Below are 17,464 nucleotides of genomic sequence, written 5' to 3'. Positions count from 1 at the left end.
TCAGGCCTCCTCAACGTCGTGGTACTCTTCGCACGCCTGCAGCGTGTTCTGAATCAGAGTGGCGACGGTCATCGGGCCAACGCCGCCGGGAACCGGGGTGATGTAGGAGGCGCGTTCAGCGGCATCTTCATACACCACGTCGCCGACCACTTTGCCGCTTTCCAGACGGTTAATGCCGACATCGACCACAATCGCCCCTTCTTTGATCCATTCGCCAGGAATAAAGCCCGGTTTACCCACCGCGACGATCAGCAGGTCGGCGTTTTCGACATGATGGCGCAGGTTTTTGGTAAAGCGGTGGGTGACGGTGGTGGTGCAGCCGGCCAGCAGCAGCTCCATGCTCATTGGGCGGCCAACGATATTGGAGGCGCCAATGACCACCGCATTCAGGCCGTAGGTGTCGATATTGTAGCGTTCCAGCAGCGTCACGATACCGCGTGGGGTGCACGGACGCAGGCGCGGCGCCCGCTGGCACAGGCGGCCAACGTTGTAAGGATGGAAGCCGTCAACGTCTTTATCCGGCGCGATGCGCTCAAGAACTTTGACGTTATCTATCCCTGCAGGCAGGGGCAGCTGAACCAGAATACCGTCGATGGTCTTATCGGCATTCAGGGTGTCGATAAGCTCCAGCAGCTCGGCTTCGCTGGTGGTTTCCGGGAGATCGTAAGAGCGGGAGACGAAGCCCACTTCTTCACATGCTTTGCGCTTGCTGCCGACATAAATCTGCGAGGCCGGGTTGCTGCCGACCAGCACGACGGCCAGCCCAGGGGCGCGTTTTCCGGCCGCAACGCGAGCCTTCACTTTTTCCGCAACCTCAGAGCGTACCTGCTGCGCAATCGTTTTACCGTCAATAATTTTTGCTGCCATCAGAGAGAGGATTCCATCTGTATCTTTACGAAAGGGGGATGAGGATATTTTGTCAGAAGCCGGCCTCGCTGTCAGTCCTCGTTTGCTGTTTTATCCTGTCTGAGGCTAATTTAGCCTGTTATTACCATAGTTATTACCATAGTTATTACATGGTTATAGGTGCGTTGCGCCTGGCCACTGAGTCGATTTACGCGCGCATTAGGCCCGGCGGTATGCTTCTTGTACAGTTGGTGGAGGATATTTCGCCAGCGTCGTATAAGCCCCGCAGTTTCCTGGCAAAATGGATTGACTCAACCGACGTGGACCGTATAATTCCAGGCGTTTCACTCCGCGAAGCACTCGCTTCTCAGGGCGCCCTTAGCTCAGCTGGATAGAGCAACGGCCTTCTAAGCCGTAGGTCACAGGTTCGAATCCTGTAGGGCGTGCCATTAAAAAACAATAAGTTATGTCAGTTTTAACCCAGTCGGATTTCCTCCTTGTGTCGTATTTGTGTCGCTAGCGACAAAAATGACCAAAATTTTCCGTGCGTGTTCAGTCAGGTGGTTCGACGCCAGGTGAGCATAGCGACGGACCATTTCGATGATTCTAATGTCTTGCAGTATCTGTCGGACGATGGCCAGTGAGAGTACAGCATTACGGCTCTGTAATATCGAACAGAATGGTTAATGCTGGTTATAGCTGAGTGCAGAATAAGCGCTCTGCAGGAATGTGAAAATATGTTGCCGGTAACAGGCTAATAGTCATTATAGCTTTAGGTTATGTCTGACTGGGTTAAGTATCGCATTTTAAGCTGGCGTGAAGTACAGTTGTTAAAGATCAATATTGAACACTATTTGAAAGCATACCCTCGATGTTCATCCACTGCCTGGAAAGATCCAAATGAACATCAAATTCGTCGCCATCTCCGTATTCGCTGTTGTGTGTGTCTTTGCATCAGATATTTCCATCGCCAAATCGAATTCCTTAAGCGATGATCAGGTCAGGCAAAGAATTATTGATGACTCTGTCGCATCCTATCCCGGTACCTGTGCCTGTCCCTTCAATACAGCCCGGAACGGCAGCTCGTGCGGTGGCCGCAGTGCCTGGAGCAAAGCTGGTGGGTACTCACCTATTTGCTACAAGAAAGAGGTAACAAAGGAGATGGTGAAGGCGTGGCGACAAGAGAATCAATGATACTAATCATTATCTGAACCAGGTGATTACTTACACTGGAATAGTAGGTTAAATAATATTAAATGATTATTTCGAATACGGCAGGCCATTTGCAGTAAGCACTGTTCTGTTAGAGGCGGCAGAGGCCACGGCATATATTATTTAACCTTGTGATATTTGACCCCAGCTAATCTTTTTCCCTCTCTGACGGATTAAGTGCCACGTATCCTGTTACGAAGAGCACCGGATTACTCACACATCAGATACTCCCTCTTCTCACGACAAAACCGGTTCAGCGTGTTGTGTGTGGAGACAGTACCCATCAACTCAATCTGATAACAAAAAGTTTAATTTTTTTCCCCGCCGCCCTGACTATAGTTAGGGCACTTTCACTTGCCCAAAAGGTCACGATTATGAAATTAGTTATCGCCTCCGTAATTTCCCTTCTCAGCTTCAGCGCGCTGGCGGCGCCAGAGGGGACGCTCAGCGTACACATTCTTAATCAGCAAACCGGGCTCCCTTCGCCGGGGGTGCAGATTGAGCTGGATAAGCAGCAAGGGGAGAGCTGGCAGCATATCACCACCGGCAAAACGGATGCCGATGGGCGGATTAAATCGCTCTATCCGCAGGCGGAGAATATGGAGCCGGGGGTTTATAAAGTGACGTTTAAAACCGGTGACTATTTTAAAAGCCAAAACATGAATACGTTCTTCCCGGTGATTCCGGTTATTTTCAATGTCACAAAGCAAAATCAAAAACTGCATATCCCGCTGCTGCTCAGTCAGTACGGATACTCTACCTACCGCGGCAGCTGATGACCCAAGCCGCTATCCAGCCAACGCCTGCGCGTCTCCCGCAGGCGTCACCCTTTCCCCGCACAACGACCTCCATGCCTAACGCTCGGGCTCTTTCTCTTTAAAGTGTTTAACGGCTTCGTCGTATATCGCCAGCAGGCCGGAAATATCGCCTTCATATTGCGGCACGCGCTGGGCGCGAACCAGCTCAATCAGCAGCGCATAGGCTGCTTCTTCCGGGGCCGCATGTGGGTTGATCAGTCCAGACATATCACCTCCTTAACAGTGGGCCTTTAGCCTACCCCTGGGCGGAAAAACGCAACAGCCTGATATGCAACCAGTGCTTCTTGTCTGGCTCTGGTGAAACCTCAGCGGTGAAGACCACGGCGGAAGGGGGGCGTTATCCAGGCCACTGTGGGGCGGTTAGACCGGCAGGAGGCTCATCATCAGCCAGGCGATGGCGATGCAGATAAGCGTCATCGACAGCACAAAATTCATGGTAGCTCCTCTTCATCCTTTCTGTACTCAGCGTAAATTTTGACAGCGCTGATCGCCTTTATCCTTGGCGATTTGTGCCGCTATCCGACGATGGGGTGGGGAAAGATGGCCTGTTTCCCCGGAAAGGCCAGCAAAATATCCTCTTTGTCAGAGTCATAGTGATGACATCAATGAATAAGCTGCATCACATTGGTTATGTTGGTCTTTCCGCCTGAAGAATGACTTCAGGTCGCTGATAAGCTGCTGGGGGAACTGACAGGATGAGCACCACACCGTTAACGCTTTCTATTGCCGGGCAACCGACGCCCATCACCCTGCCGCAGGTGCCGGGAACCCGGGGCCATGTGGGAGTCGACATACGCGAGCTGAATCACTCCGGATTCTGCAGCTACGACCCCGGCTTCGCCAACACCGCCGGATGCCAGTCGGCGATCTCGTGGATCGATACGGAAAACAGCGTGCTGCTGCACCGCGGCTATCCGGTGGATCAGCTGGCTCGCCAGTGTGATTTTCTCGAGGTGGCGTACATCATGCTGCGGGGCGACGCGCCGGATGAGGCCAGCTATCAAACGTTTCGCGAGACCATCACCCGCCATACCCTGGTGCACGAGCAGATAGCCCGCATGTGCAGCGGCTTTCGCCGCGATTCGCACCCGATGGCGCTGATGTGTGCTCTGGTGGGGGCGCTGGCGGCGTTCTATCATGATGTCCTGGACGTGGAAAATCCGCAGCACCGGGCGCTGGCCGCCACGCGGCTGCTGTCGAAAATGCCCACTATCGCCGCCATGAGCTACAAGTACACCATTGAACAACCCGCCGCCTATCCGCGCAACGATCTCTCCTATGCCGGAAATTTCCTGCAGATGCTGTTTGCTATCCCGGCCGAGAAGTACGTCCTCAATCCGGTTATCGAGCAGGCGATGAACCAGATCCTGGTCCTGCATGCCGATCATGGGCAGTGCGCCTCCACCACCACGGTGCGCGCGGCGGGCTCCTCCGGAGCGAACTTATTCGCCTGCGTCGCCGCCGGGCTGGCGTCGCTGTGGGGGCCAATGCACGGTGGCGCCAATGAATCGAGCATGCGGATGCTGGAGGAGATTGAAAGCGTCGATCAGGTTCCGGCGTTTCTGCGCCAGGCGAAGCGCGATCCGCAGGCATTTCGCCGCCTCGGTTTTGGCAACTCACGCTACCGTCACCGTGACCCGCGCGCCGATATCCTGCGTGAAACCAGCCATCGGGTCCTGGCGGAGGTAGGCATGTCTGACCGCCTGCTGCAGGTAGCGATGGCCCTTGAGGACGTGGCGCTGACCGATCCCTACTTTGTGGAAAATGGCCTGTCGCCGAGCGTGGATTTTTATACCGCGGTGATCCTCAAGGCGATGCATCTGCCTTCGTCGATGTTTGCGGTGGTCACCGCGGTCGGCCGGACGGTCGGCTGGGTGGCGCACTGGAACGAGATGCACCAGGCGCCGCTGACCATCTACCGGCCACGGCAGATTTACGTTGGCGAGGGCTATCGGGATTACGTCTCCCGACGCGGCGAGCGGTCAACGGGCCCGCAGTGACAGCGGGTGAGGCGAACGCCAGCGCGACCTTCGTGGTGACCTATAACTGATCTGCCTGGCGGCGCGGCGCCGTCAGGCATGCGCCAGTAAAGGAAACATCAACTTCCTGTCTTTAAACAAGTTTTCCTTCTGGTCATAGACAAAGAGGATATCTTCTCCTTCAATCTTCTCGTACTCGCCGAGCCGGTCTTCATTGGGGGTAAAGCCGAGGATAGCCTGGTAAACATGGTCATCGGCCAGCTCGTTGACCAGCGTCGACAGGCTTTTGCCCGCATCGCAGAACAGGTCAAAGCAGATCAGCACCGGACCGTTTTGCATGGCGATAACCACTGCCTCATTTTTTGCCGAATAGTAAACGAAATGCTTCATAAAGGCTGAGCAATAAAACATCAGCAGGCCAAAGTTGTGCTCCACCCGCAGCGGTGAGAACGGGTTGGATTTTTCATAGTAATGGCGGAGCAGGGCGACATCGTCAGCGCTGTCCATATCCAGTTTGCGAAAATCACCAGCGCGCGGAGCGACCGGCATAATATATTGATGCTCTTCGCTGCGGGTGAAACCAAATTTGGGGTAAAAATCCACCGTGGTGGGATTGGCAAATAAAAAGAAGGCGTCCGCCTCCTGCTGCCAGTCCTGCAGAATATGGTGGATAAGCTGGCCGGCTAATCCCTTATTGCGGTGGTCCGGTTCGGTCATCACGGTACCAATCTGAATATACCGCCGGGGCTCGCCCTGCCAGCGCAGATCGATGATGTTGGCCGAGGCGTTAGCGATAATTTTATTACGTTCGACAAAGGCGTAGGGGATATAGGCGTCGGTCCAGTAACCTTGCTGATACCACTCTTCAAAAGACAGGTCGAAAGTCTTAACGGCAAGGTCAATGAAGCTTTTTCTTAATATGTTATTTTCTCTGACTTGCTTCACTAATTGATAATTCATTGTCATAGTTCCTTCTCACTATGGCTTCTGAAAGCGACGACGTCGGCAAAGGCACTTGCGTCGAATGAGCGCTGTAAACGTAGCATATCTGGGAAAAGGATCCGCAATGTCGATGCTTAACCTTTGCCCGAGTCACAAATAACCGCATGAAGGCGTCACAAATGACGTTGAACATCCCGCCGCGCAGCACGTTATCTCCGTGCTGCAGAGCAACCACGGGGCCAATGCAACAGGCGATGAGAAAATATGCTGTTTGTTTTTTGGGCAACCAGTCGCGCTGTAGAGGTCTGGTTTATTTTTTTATGCGTAAAAAAGGAAGTTTTACGCGATGTGGCTAATAATAGAGTAGCCGCAATCGCAAGACTGAAATTAGTGATTGAACAACGTATAATATCGTGCTTTGTGTCTTAGTGTTACCGCACGAATTGGAAAAATACAACCGGCAGGATCCGCTACTTTATTTCGCGGTTTTTGCTCAGCTATTATTGAGTGAATTAACAGGATTACTATGTCAAATTTACCCAAATTTTCCCGCGCGCTGTTGCACCCGCGTTACTGGCTGTTATGGCTGGGAATTGGCCTCTTATGGCTGCTGGTGCAATTACCGTATCCGGTGATCTACCGACTGGGCACTGCGCTCGGGCGGCTGGCAATGCGGGTGATGAAAAGCCGCGCACGGATTGCCAGACGTAATCTCGAACTCTGCTTTCCCGCGATGAGCGTCGCCGAGCGTGAGGCACTGCTGGTGAAAAACTTTGAATCGCTGGGCATGGGGCTGATGGAGACCGGCATGGCCTGGTTCTGGCCGACGCACCGGGTGGCGCGCTGGACCGAGACCAGCGGCGTAAACGAGGTGGTCGAACTTCTGGAACAAAAGCAGGGCATCTTACTGATCGGTATCCATTTTCTGACCCTCGAAATGGGGGCGAGAATGTATGGCATGTTTACCCCGGGGATCGGCGTCTACCGGCCCAATGATAACCCGCTGATTGACTGGCTGCAGACCTGGGGACGCTTGCGCTCGAACAAGACCATGCTGGATCGAAAAAATCTGAAAGGCATGGTCAGGGCGCTGAAAGAGGGAGAGATCCTCTGGTACGCGCCGGATCATGATTACGGGCCGGCCAGCAGCGTTTTTGCGCCGCTGTTTGCTGTCGAGCAGGCGGCGACCACCACCGGCACCTGGATGCTGGCGAAGATGTCCGGGGCGACGATTGTGCCGTTTGTTCCGCGACGCAAGCCTAACGGTATGGGATATGAGCTGATCTCCCTGACGCCGGAGCGCACGCCGCCGCTGGCCAGCGCCGAGGTTACCGCGGCGTGGATGAACCAGATTATCGAACAGTGCATCCTGATGGCGCCTGAACAATATATGTGGCTGCACCGGCGCTTTAAGACCCGCCCGGAAGGGGTGCCGCCGCGTTACTGAACGCTGCGGCCAAAAAATCAGCGCACCGGTAGCACGCTTATTAAATCGCCGTCTATACTGAAAGAGCCTGATCTAAGGCCCATTCCAAGGAGATTGCAGGATGAAAAAAGTGATAGTCGCGTTAGCCCTTTCCGCCGTTGCATTTGGCGCGTCCGCCGCGCAGTTGATCACCAAAGAAGAAGCTAAACACTTCAAACTGACCAAGGTCGGACCGATCTCGGTGGGGCCGTCAGGTGGGCAGTTCTCTTCACCTTCCGATCTGCACGATCAGCTCTCTAAGCTGGCCGATGAGAAAGGCGGAAAGTACTACGTGATTACTGCTGCGCGTGAGCACGGTCCTAACTTTGAAGCCACAGCGGAAGTGTATAAATAATCGATTCTTCCGCGTGCCATAACGGCACGCCATTGACTGAGCCTGGAGCGCATTACGCCTCCGGGCTTATTTTTTTCCGCTGCCCACGTTCCGACGGCTAAGCGGAAGCGAAAACGTTTTTTATCGCTATATATAGATTTCATGATCACGATGTTAATGAATTATTGCTTTTTATTGTTAATAAAGAGCCAATTCTGACCTAATGCCTGAGGGAGTGACCCCTGGCAAAAATAGGTAGGACAAATGTGTTATCATCGCGCCTTTCCCTTTTTGTCTGGGGCTTTCTTGTATGCTACAACCTGTTGTTCGCGTCGGTGAATGGCTGGTAACCCCCTCTGTAAACCAAATCAGCAGGAAGGGGCGCCAGCTTACCCTTGAACCGCGTTTAATCGACCTTCTGGTCTTTTTCGCTCGCCATCCGGGGGAAGTGCTTAGCCGGGACGAGCTTATCGAAAACGTCTGGACCCGGAATGTTGTGACCAGCCACGTCGTCACGCAGAGTATTTCTGAACTGCGCAAGTCGCTCAAAGACGGCGACGACGTTAGCCTTGAGTACATCGCGACGGTACCCAAACGGGGGTATAAGCTCACGGTGCCGGTGATCTGGTGCACCGAAGAAGGGGAGGAACTCGCCCCACAGATGGAGGCGCTGACGCCTTCGCCTTCGGTCGCCGCGACCGCGCCGCCGGCTGCCGGTGCGCCGCCCGATGCGCCCGTCTCCGCCGCCGATCCCGCCGTGCCAGCTCCCGCTCCGACAGTGGCCAGCGCGCCGTCAGTGCGTAAACGGCTCACCACTGCCCTGGTGTGGGGACTGTTCCTGTTGGCGCTGGGCACCTGCGTGGCGCTGGTGGCGCTGTCGAGCATGGAATCGCGGCCGCCGGTCAACAAGGCGCGCCTGTTGCTTAATCCGCGCGATATCGATATCCACCTGGTGAATGGTAACTCCTGCACCAACTGGTCGTCGCAGCACTCCTACGCGGTCGGCCTGGCCAGCCTGATCACCACCTCGCTGAACACCTTCTCGACCTTTATGGTGCATGACAAAACGGACTACAACATCAATGAGCCGAGCAGTTCCGGTAAAACGCTAACCATTGAGTTCGTCAATCAGCGCCACTACCGGGCGCAGCAGTGCTTTATGTCGGTCCAGTTGGTGGATAATGCCGACAGCTCGACGATGCTCGATAAGCGCTACTTTGTGACCAATGACAACCAGCTCACCATCCAGAACGATCTGATGAACAGCCTGTCGGATGCCCTGACGCAGCCGTGGCCGGCGCGGATGCAGGCGATGCTCAGGCAGTATCAGCCGTCGCAAAGCGTGGCGTTAACCTATTTCTACCAGTCGCATCAGCTGTTAATGAAGGGCGATGTTGACTCATTAAGTAAGGCCAGCAGCCTGCTGGATGATGTGATTAAACGGGCACCTGATTTTATTTATGCGTATGCCGAAAAGACGCTGGTGGATGTATTACGCCATTCGCAACAGCCGCTGGATGATAAACAGCTGGCAGCCCTCTATAGCGAAGTTGAGCGGGTAGGGGAGATGCCAGGTATTAAAGACATGGCGATTTATTATCAAATAAAAGCGGTGGATTTGCTGGGGAAGGGCAAAGTCGATGAAGCGAATACCGCTATTAACAGTGCGATCGATTTAGAGATGTCGTGGCTGAATTATGTGCTGTTAGGCAAAGTCTATGAGATGAAAGGTGAGAACCGGCTGGCAGCAGATTCTTACATTACGGCGTTTAATTTACGCCCCGGGGGAGACACATTGTACTGGATTGAAAACGGGGTTTTCCAGACGTCGGTCAACCGGGTGGTTCCGTATCTCGATAATTTCCTCTCTTCAGAATAAGTAAACCCTCATCGTGTGCAAGGTTTTGGGCATGATGAGGTTAAATTTATGTTTCTCATGAAGCCTCTTGTTGTTATTTGTATTTAGCATTCAGGAGGCTTTAAATAACAGTTCGGCAACACGCCGCATCTGGTTTAAGTGTATGTAAAACAACAATGTTTATCTTTTTCTGACACCCTGTTGTCATGTTTATATGTTAAGCGAAAAAGGTCAAAATATCATTTGTCTGATGTTTGTTGTTATTTCACTTTATCTTTATGACTTATCTCGTACAAATCAGTAATCTTGTTGGCAGTTGGTCGGGTCAATTAATGGTTCTGTATCATGATCTGTACCTCCCAAATAAACTTAGGAGAAAAACAACCATGAGTTCTGCCAAGAAGATCGGGCTATTTGCCTGTACCGGTGTTGTCGCCGGTAATATGATGGGGAGCGGTATTGCATTATTACCTGCGAACCTGGCCAGCATCGGTGGTATTGCCATTTGGGGCTGGGTAATTTCAATTATTGGTGCGATGTCTCTGGCTTATGTTTATGCCCGACTGGCCACTAAAAACCCGCAGCAGGGTGGCCCAATTGCTTACGCAGGAGAAATATCTCCGGCATTCGGTTTCCAGACCGGTGTACTTTATTATCACGCAAACTGGATTGGTAACCTGGCTATCGGGATTACCGCAGTTTCTTATCTGTCTACGTTCTTCCCCATTTTAAATAACCCGGTGCCAGCAGGGATTGCCTGTATTGCCATCGTGTGGATCTTTACTTTCGTTAATATGCTCGGCGGGACCTGGGTCAGCCGTCTGACCACTATTGGTCTGGTGCTGGTGCTTATTCCAGTGGTGATGACCGCGGTCGTCGGCTGGCACTGGTTTGATGTCGCTACCTATCAGGCGAACTGGAACACCTCCAGCACCACCGATAGCCACGCGGTCATTAAAAGTATCCTGCTCTGCCTGTGGGCCTTCGTTGGCGTAGAATCCGCCGCCGTGAGTACCGGGATGGTGAAAAACCCGAAACGTACCGTACCGCTGGCTACCATGCTGGGTACTGCGATGGCCGGTATCGTCTATATCGCCGCGACTCAGGTTATCGCCGGTATGTATCCTGCTTCTCAGATGGCTGCGTCGGGTGCGCCGTTCGCGATTAGCGCCTCTACTATTCTCGGCGGCTGGGCTGCGCCGATGGTATCCGCTTTCACCGCCTTTGCCTGCCTGACTTCTCTGGGCTCGTGGATGATGCTGGTTGGCCAGGCCGGTGTCCGCGCCGCCAACGACGGTAACTTCCCGAAAGTGTATGGCGAAGTTGATAGCAACGGTATCCCGAAAAAAGGCCTGCTGCTGGCCGCAGTGAAAATGACCGCGCTGATGGTGCTGATTACCCTGATGAACTCCGCCGGTGGTAAAGCCTCTGACCTGTTCGGCGAACTGACCGGTATCGCGGTACTGCTGACCATGCTGCCTTACTTCTACTCCTGTGTTGACCTGATTCGTTTCGAAGGCATCAACATCCGTAACTTTGTCAGCCTGATTTGTTCGGTACTGGGTTGCGTGTTCTGCTTCATCGCGCTGATGGGCGCAAGCTCCTTCGAACTGGCCGGCACCTTTATCGTTAGCCTTATTATCCTGATGTTCTACGGTCGCAAAATGCACCAGCGCCAGAACAACACATCGGATAGCAACAGCCCCGCTAACGCGCACTAATCAGTAACCCTTTTTCCTGAGGCTCCTTCCATCACCTGTCATAGCGCGACGGGAGGGGCTTTCTACATCTGGAGATTTGACTATGAACGTTATTGCAATCATGAATCACATGGGGGTTTACTTCAAAGAAGAACCCATCCGTGAACTGCATCGTGCTCTCGAACGCCTGGACTTCCGCATTGTCTACCCGAACGACCGTGACGACTTATTAAAACTGATCGAAAACAACTCTCGTCTGTGCGGCGTGATCTTCGACTGGGATAAATACAATCTCGAGCTGTGCGAAGAAATCAGCAAAATGAACGAGTACATGCCGCTGTATGCGTTCGCTAACACCTACTCCACGCTGGACGTTAGCCTGAACGATCTGCGCATGCAGGTTCGCTTCTTCGAATATGCGCTGGGCGCTGCGGAAGATATCGCGAACAAAATCAAACAGAACACTGACGAATATATCGACACCATTCTGCCGCCGCTGACCAAAGCGCTGTTCAAATATGTGCGTGAAGGCAAATACACCTTCTGTACCCCGGGCCACATGGGCGGTACCGCCTTCCAGAAAAGCCCGGTAGGCAGCATCTTCTACGATTTCTTTGGCTCCAACACCATGAAATCCGATATCTCGATTTCGGTTTCTGAACTGGGTTCCCTGCTGGACCACAGCGGCCCGCACAAAGAAGCGGAAGAGTATATCGCTCGCGTATTCAATGCTGAACGCAGCTATATGGTGACCAACGGCACCTCTACCGCCAACAAAATCGTCGGTATGTACTCCGCGCCGGCCGGCAGCACCGTATTGATTGACCGTAACTGCCACAAATCGCTGACTCACCTGATGATGATGAGCGACATTACGCCGATCTACTTCCGTCCGACCCGTAACGCCTACGGCATCCTCGGCGGTATCCCGCAGAGCGAATTCCAGCACGCGACTATCGCCAAGCGTGTGAAAGAGACGCCGAACGCGACCTGGCCGGTACACGCGGTGATCACCAACTCGACTTACGATGGTCTGCTGTACAACACTGACTTCATCAAGAAAACCCTGGATGTGAAATCCATCCACTTTGACTCCGCGTGGGTGCCTTACACCAACTTCTCGCCGATCTATGAAGGCAAATGCGGGATGAGCGGCGGCCGCGTCGAAGGGAAAGTGATTTACGAAACCCAGTCCACGCACAAACTGCTGGCGGCGTTCTCTCAGGCGTCGATGATCCACGTGAAAGGCGACGTTAACGAAGAGACCTTTAACGAAGCCTACATGATGCACACCACCACCTCTCCGCACTACGGGATCGTGGCGTCCACCGAAACCGCGGCAGCGATGATGAAAGGCAACGCCGGTAAGCGCCTGATCGACGGCTCTATCGAACGTTCCATCAAGTTCCGTAAAGAGATCAAACGTCTGAAAGGCGAGTCTGACGGCTGGTTCTTCGACGTATGGCAGCCGGAACATATCGACGGCCCTGAATGCTGGCCGCTGCGCTCCGACAGTGCATGGCACGGTTTCAAAAACATCGATAACGAACACATGTACCTCGACCCGATCAAAGTCACGCTGCTGACTCCGGGGATGAAGAAAGACGGCACCATGGATGACTTCGGTATTCCGGCAAGCATCGTGGCGAAATATCTCGACGAACACGGCATCGTGGTGGAGAAAACCGGTCCGTACAACCTGCTGTTCCTGTTCAGCATCGGTATCGACAAAACCAAAGCGCTGAGCCTGCTGCGTGCGCTGACCGACTTCAAACGCGCGTTCGACCTGAACCTGCGGGTGAAAAACATGCTGCCGTCGCTGTACCGTGAAGATCCTGAATTCTATGAGAACATGCGTATTCAGGACCTGGCGCAGAACATTCACAAACTGATTGAGCACCACAACCTGCCGGATCTGATGTTCCGCGCCTTCGAAGTGCTGCCATCGATGGTGATGACCCCGTATGCCGCGTTCCAGAAAGAGCTGCACGGTCAGACGGAAGAAGTGTACCTCGAAGAGATGGTCGGCCGCGTCAACGCCAACATGATCCTGCCGTATCCTCCGGGAGTGCCGCTGGTGATGCCGGGTGAAATGATCACCGAAGAGAGCCGTCCGGTGCTGGAGTTCCTGCAGATGCTGTGCGAAATCGGCGCCCACTACCCGGGCTTCGAAACCGATATCCACGGCGCCTATCGTCAGGCGGATGGTCGTTACACCGTTAAAGTGCTGAAAGAAGAGAATAACAAGTAATAGACGCACACCAGGGAAGTGGCTTGCCACTTCCCTTTTTCACGCTGCAAGGAGAACACATGAAAACACCCTCACAGCCGCGCGCGATTTACTACATCGTTGCGATCCAGATCTGGGAGTACTTCAGCTTTTACGGCATGCGCGCCTTACTCATCCTCTACCTCACCCACCAGCTTGGCTTCGACGACAGCCACGCCATCAGCCTGTTCAGCGCTTACGCATCTCTGGTTTACGTTACCCCTATTCTCGGCGGCTGGCTTGCCGACCGTCTGCTCGGCAACCGCACGGCGGTGATTGCCGGGGCGCTGTTGATGACTCTCGGCCACGTGGTGCTGGGCGTTGAGTCGACCTCCGCATGGAGCCTGTACGTCGCGCTGGCGATCATTATCTGCGGCTATGGCCTGTTCAAATCCAATATCAGCTGCCTGCTTGGCGAACTCTACGCCCACGACGATCCGCGTCGCGACGGCGGCTTCTCGCTGCTGTACGCCGCCGGCAATGTCGGCTCCATCGCCGCGCCCATCGCCTGCGGGCTGGCGGCCCAGTGGTACGGCTGGCATATCGGCTTCGCCCTGGCGGGAATCGGTATGTTCATCGGACTGATGATTTTCTTAAGCGGCAGCCGCCATTTCCGGCATACCCGCGGCGTCGATAAACCGGCGCTGCGGGCGGTGAAATTCGTGCTGCCGACCTGGGGCTGGCTGCTGGTGATGCTGTGCCTGGCGCCGGTGTTCTTCACACTGCTACTGCAAAACAACTGGTCCGGCTATCTGCTGGCGATCGTCTGCTTGTTTGCCGCCCAGATGGTGGCGCGGATCATGATCAAAGCGCCCGAGCATCGTCGCGCGCTATGGCAGATCGTCCTGCTGATGCTTGCCGGGACGCTGTTCTGGGTGCTGGCTCAGCAGGGCGGGAGCTCGATTAGCCTGTTTATCGACCACTTTGTTAACCGCCGCCTGCTGAACTGGGAGGTGCCGACGGCGCTGTTCCAGTCGGTTAATGCGGTGGCGGTGATGGCGGCCGGCGTGGTACTGGCGTGGCTGATGCGTCCGGAAGGCAGCGTACGTTCGGTGCTGCGCGTCTGGTTGAAATTCGCTTTCGGCCTGCTGCTGATGGGCGGCGGCTTTATGCTGCTGGCGCTTAATGCCCGCCACGGCGCCGCTGACGGTCAGGCCTCGATGGGCATGATGGTCGCCGGGCTGGCGATGATGGGCTTTGCCGAACTGTTTATCGACCCGGTGGCGATGGCGCAAATCACCCGCCTGAACATGCCCGGCGTCACCGGGGTGTTGACCGGGATCTACATGCTGGCCACCGGCGCGGTGGCCAACTGGCTGGCGGGCGTGGTCGCCCAGCAGACCACCGAATCGCAAATCAGCGATACGGCGATTGCCGCCTATCAGCATTTTTTCTCGCAGATGGGCGAATGGACCCTCGGCTGCGTGGCGGTGATGGTGATTATCGCCTTTGCCGCAGCCTGTAGCGTCGGCAAACGCCGCGCGGCGGCTGGCGAACTTCCCGGCGGCGGCGCCTGATGCGCGTCCCGGCGGGTGTAACCGCCTCCGCCGGGCTATCGGCCAGCGCGATTTATCGCCCCGGTAAGCGCAGCGCGATCGGGGGTATTCCATCAACAGCGGAGCGCAAAGCCGCTCCTTGCACAGCGTAGTGAACAGGAGGAGGATATTCTGGCAGGCGCGGAAGCCAACGATAAAAAATACCGTTAGTGAAGGCATAGCTGAGTGAGATCAGCTTGAAGTGAAGCCAGATTCGTTACTCTTGTTCTTCGGTGTAAAGCCGGAGACAGGCCGCGCGGAAGGGTGACCTGGTTCAATTTATCGAAGCTAGTTTGAAAGCAAGGTTATGAGGAACCCATATGTCTGAACAACAAGCACAAGGTGCCGATGAGGCCATTGACCTTAATAATGAACTGAAAACTCGTCGCGAAAAACTGGCTGCGCTGCGTGAGCAGGGCGTAGCTTTCCCCAACGATTTCCGTCGCGATCATACCTCTGACCAATTGCACGCTGAATTCGATGCGAAGGATAACGATGAACTCGCTTCCCTGAACGTTGAAGTTGCGGTGGCCGGCCGGATGATGACCCGCCGCGTGATGGGCAAAGCCTCCTTCGTCACCCTCCAGGACGTCGGCGGCCGTATCCAGCTGTACGTGGCCCGCGATGACCTGCCGGAAGGCGTCTACAACGAACAGTTTAAGAAATGGGATCTCGGCGACATCATTGCCGCCCGCGGCAAGCTGTTCAAAACGCAAACCGGCGAACTCTCCATCCACTGCACCGAGCTGCGCCTGCTGACCAAAGCCCTGCGCCCGCTGCCGGATAAATTCCACGGCCTACAGGATCAGGAAGTCCGCTATCGCCAGCGCTATCTGGATCTGATCGCTAACGAAGAGTCGCGCCATACGTTCCGCATCCGCTCGCAGATCCTCGCGACCATGCGTCAGTTCATGGTGGCTCGCGGCTTTATGGAAGTGGAAACCCCGATGATGCAGGTGATCCCTGGCGGCGCGTCCGCCCGTCCGTTTATCACTCATCACAACGCGCTCGATCTCGATATGTACCTACGCATCGCGCCGGAACTGTATCTGAAACGTCTGGTGGTCGGCGGTTTCGAACGCGTGTTTGAAATCAACCGTAACTTCCGCAACGAAGGGATCTCGGTACGTCATAACCCAGAGTTCACCATGATGGAACTGTACATGGCGTACGCGGACTACAAAGACCTGATCGAACTGACCGAGTCGCTGTTCCGCACCCTGGCGCAGACGGTGCTGGGCAAAACCGAGGTGCCGTATGGCGACCAGGTGTTTGACTTCGGCAAGCCGTTTGAAAAACTGACCATGCGCGAGGCGATCAAAAAACATCGTCCGGAAACCAACATGGCGGATCTGGATAACTTCGACGCGGCGAAAGCGCTGGCGGAATCTCTCGGCATTCAGGTAGAGAAAAGCTGGGGTCTGGGGCGCATCGTCACCGAAATCTTCGATGAAGTGGCGGAAGCGCACCTCATCCAGCCGACCTTCATCACTGAATATCCGGCAGAAGTCTCCCCGCTGGCGCGCCGCAACGACGTGAACCCGGAAATCACCGACCGCTTCGAGTTCTTCATCGGCGGCCGCGAAATCGGTAACGGTTTCAGCGAGCTGAACGATGCGGAAGATCAGGCGCAGCGTTTCCAGGATCAGGTCAACGCCAAAGCGGCGGGCGATGACGAAGCGATGTTCTATGACGAAGACTACGTCACCGCGCTGGAGTACGGCCTGCCGCCGACCGCCGGTCTGGGCATCGGTATCGACCGCATGGTGATGCTGTTTACCAACAGCCATACCATCCGCGACGTAATCCTCTTCCCGGCCATGCGTCCGCAGAAGTAATCTGTTGCACTTCCTCCCGGCCCGCGCCGGGAGGTCTCCCCGCATGAGTCACATCACATTGCTTGCCTGGCCGGACGAACCGGTCACCGCAGTCTATCGGCATGGTGTGCCCCCGCCGGGGAGCAGGGAGTTTACTCTATTTTTTGCAACGTGCCGCGCTGGCTGCCGTTTGTCCAGTTGCCGTTAAAGGCGTCGTTGAGAGTAAAGGTTGAGTTTTTCACCCGGAAAGTCAGCTTACCCTGGCTCGCTTTCGCGTCCTCCACCAGATGACCATGAGTTTTCACCGTTTTAGCGGTGACGGTAATCTCATCAATTTTATCGCCATATTCAGTATAAACATACCAGGTGCCCAGCCAGGGGCCGAAGCCGCTGCTGGCCTGCTGCGCGGCGGCGGCATTCTCGGCTTTGGTTTTATGAATATCGCAGGTGGTCCCGTCGGTCATCTGCGTACATCCGGAGCGTTCAAGCTGCTCCCGGTATTTCGCGCTAATGGCGTGGGCCGGCGCGGCGGCGACCAGCGCCAGGGTGAGGGTGGTGAAAAGCCAGATCTTATTCATCTTATTGTTTCTCATTGCGATAGCGGCGCGCATTGTCATAAAGGTTGATACACATTGGTGTATTCTCCGGGGGCGTCAGAATAAATATAACCGCAGCCATTCCTGACAAAT

Annotated in this window: 15 protein-coding genes, 1 tRNA gene and 1 pseudogene; 12 read left to right on the top strand and 5 right to left on the bottom strand. The window is 54.8% G+C overall.

Translation table 11 applies throughout. The features are described 5' to 3' along the window. Positions 1–867 (bottom strand): bifunctional methylenetetrahydrofolate dehydrogenase/methenyltetrahydrofolate cyclohydrolase FolD, encoded by an 867-nt coding sequence (folD, locus tag GT756_RS06105; protein ID WP_004143017.1) that lies wholly within the window; start codon positions 865–867, stop codon positions 1–3. Positions 868–1,218: 351 nt separating this feature from the next. On the opposite strand from folD, the gene GT756_RS06100 reads away from it, so the two are divergent. Next, positions 1,219–1,295 (top strand) — tRNA-Arg (locus GT756_RS06100). 15 nt (positions 1,296–1,310) lie between these two features. Here GT756_RS06100 and GT756_RS06095 read toward each other — a convergent pair. Then, positions 1,311–1,448: pseudogene (locus GT756_RS06095) on the bottom strand (integrase); the annotation flags it as partial. A gap of 298 nt (positions 1,449–1,746) precedes the next feature. On the opposite strand from GT756_RS06095, the gene GT756_RS06090 reads away from it, so the two are divergent. Both GT756_RS06090 and uraH read left to right on the top strand, forming a co-directional pair. Beyond that, positions 1,747–2,040: a hypothetical protein gene (locus tag GT756_RS06090; protein ID WP_004202381.1), complete on the top strand. Its 294-nt coding sequence runs from the start codon at positions 1,747–1,749 to the stop codon at positions 2,038–2,040. A 392-nt stretch (positions 2,041–2,432) separates the two neighbouring features. After that, positions 2,433–2,834, top strand: coding sequence for a hydroxyisourate hydrolase (gene uraH / locus GT756_RS06085; protein WP_160124606.1), 402 nt, complete (start codon positions 2,433–2,435; stop codon positions 2,832–2,834). A 78-nt stretch (positions 2,835–2,912) separates the two neighbouring features. Here uraH and GT756_RS06080 read toward each other — a convergent pair whose 3' ends face one another. After that, complete coding sequence (locus tag GT756_RS06080) at positions 2,913–3,083, bottom strand: hypothetical protein (RefSeq protein ID WP_023319874.1); 171 nt, start codon at positions 3,081–3,083, stop codon at positions 2,913–2,915. 302 nt (positions 3,084–3,385) lie between these two features. On the opposite strand from GT756_RS06080, the gene GT756_RS25780 reads away from it, so the two are divergent. Together GT756_RS25780 and GT756_RS06075 are read left to right on the top strand one after the other, a co-directional pair. Next, complete coding sequence (locus tag GT756_RS25780) at positions 3,386–3,526, top strand: hypothetical protein (protein WP_053087926.1); 141 nt, start codon at positions 3,386–3,388, stop codon at positions 3,524–3,526. Between the two features lie 45 nt (positions 3,527–3,571). Continuing rightward, positions 3,572–4,876 (top strand): citrate synthase, encoded by a 1,305-nt coding sequence (locus tag GT756_RS06075; protein WP_064150565.1) that lies wholly within the window; start codon positions 3,572–3,574, stop codon positions 4,874–4,876. A gap of 72 nt (positions 4,877–4,948) precedes the next feature. On the opposite strand, the gene GT756_RS06070 is transcribed toward GT756_RS06075, so the two are convergent. Then, entirely contained in the window at positions 4,949–5,815 is an 867-nt protein-coding gene (locus tag GT756_RS06070; protein ID WP_004202384.1) for a GNAT family N-acetyltransferase, read from the bottom strand. Between the two features lie 508 nt (positions 5,816–6,323). Here GT756_RS06070 and GT756_RS06065 point away from each other — a divergent pair. The 7 genes from GT756_RS06065 to lysS all read left to right on the top strand — a co-directional run bounded on the left by GT756_RS06065 (position 6,324) and on the right by lysS (position 16,796). After that, a complete protein-coding gene (locus GT756_RS06065) occupies positions 6,324–7,244 on the top strand; it encodes a Kdo(2)-lipid IV(A) acyltransferase (protein WP_017898813.1) in 921 nt (306 codons plus the stop codon). Positions 7,245–7,344: 100 nt separating this feature from the next. Then, entirely contained in the window at positions 7,345–7,617 is a 273-nt protein-coding gene (locus tag GT756_RS06060) for a DUF1471 domain-containing protein (RefSeq protein ID WP_004202387.1), read from the top strand. Positions 7,618–7,906: 289 nt separating this feature from the next. Beyond that, complete coding sequence (gene cadC, locus GT756_RS06055; protein WP_017898812.1) at positions 7,907–9,475, top strand: lysine decarboxylation/transport transcriptional activator CadC; 1,569 nt, start codon at positions 7,907–7,909, stop codon at positions 9,473–9,475. 365 nt (positions 9,476–9,840) lie between these two features. Next, positions 9,841–11,175, top strand: a complete 1,335-nt coding sequence (gene cadB / locus GT756_RS06050) for a cadaverine/lysine antiporter (protein WP_004202389.1) — start codon at positions 9,841–9,843, stop codon at positions 11,173–11,175. 82 nt (positions 11,176–11,257) lie between these two features. Further along, positions 11,258–13,405: a lysine decarboxylase CadA gene (gene cadA, locus GT756_RS06045; RefSeq protein WP_002892486.1), complete on the top strand. Its 2,148-nt coding sequence runs from the start codon at positions 11,258–11,260 to the stop codon at positions 13,403–13,405. A 59-nt stretch (positions 13,406–13,464) separates the two neighbouring features. Continuing rightward, positions 13,465–14,940 (top strand): dipeptide permease DtpD, encoded by a 1,476-nt coding sequence (dtpD, locus tag GT756_RS06040; protein ID WP_004202391.1) that lies wholly within the window; start codon positions 13,465–13,467, stop codon positions 14,938–14,940. A 338-nt stretch (positions 14,941–15,278) separates the two neighbouring features. Further along, entirely contained in the window at positions 15,279–16,796 is a 1,518-nt protein-coding gene (lysS, locus tag GT756_RS06035) for a lysine--tRNA ligase (RefSeq protein ID WP_004202393.1), read from the top strand. A gap of 131 nt (positions 16,797–16,927) precedes the next feature. On the opposite strand, the gene GT756_RS06030 is transcribed toward lysS, so the two are convergent. Beyond that, entirely contained in the window at positions 16,928–17,353 is a 426-nt protein-coding gene (locus GT756_RS06030) for a hypothetical protein (RefSeq protein ID WP_043521403.1), read from the bottom strand. Positions 17,354–17,464 lie beyond the last annotated feature (111 nt).

It is taken from the genome of Klebsiella sp. Q2, from assembly GCF_009900705.1.
In the GTDB taxonomy this organism is placed as follows: domain Bacteria; phylum Pseudomonadota; class Gammaproteobacteria; order Enterobacterales; family Enterobacteriaceae; genus Klebsiella; species Klebsiella quasipneumoniae.
Note: the sequence above shows the minus strand (reverse complement) of the source record. Positions and strands in the feature narration are given on the sequence as shown.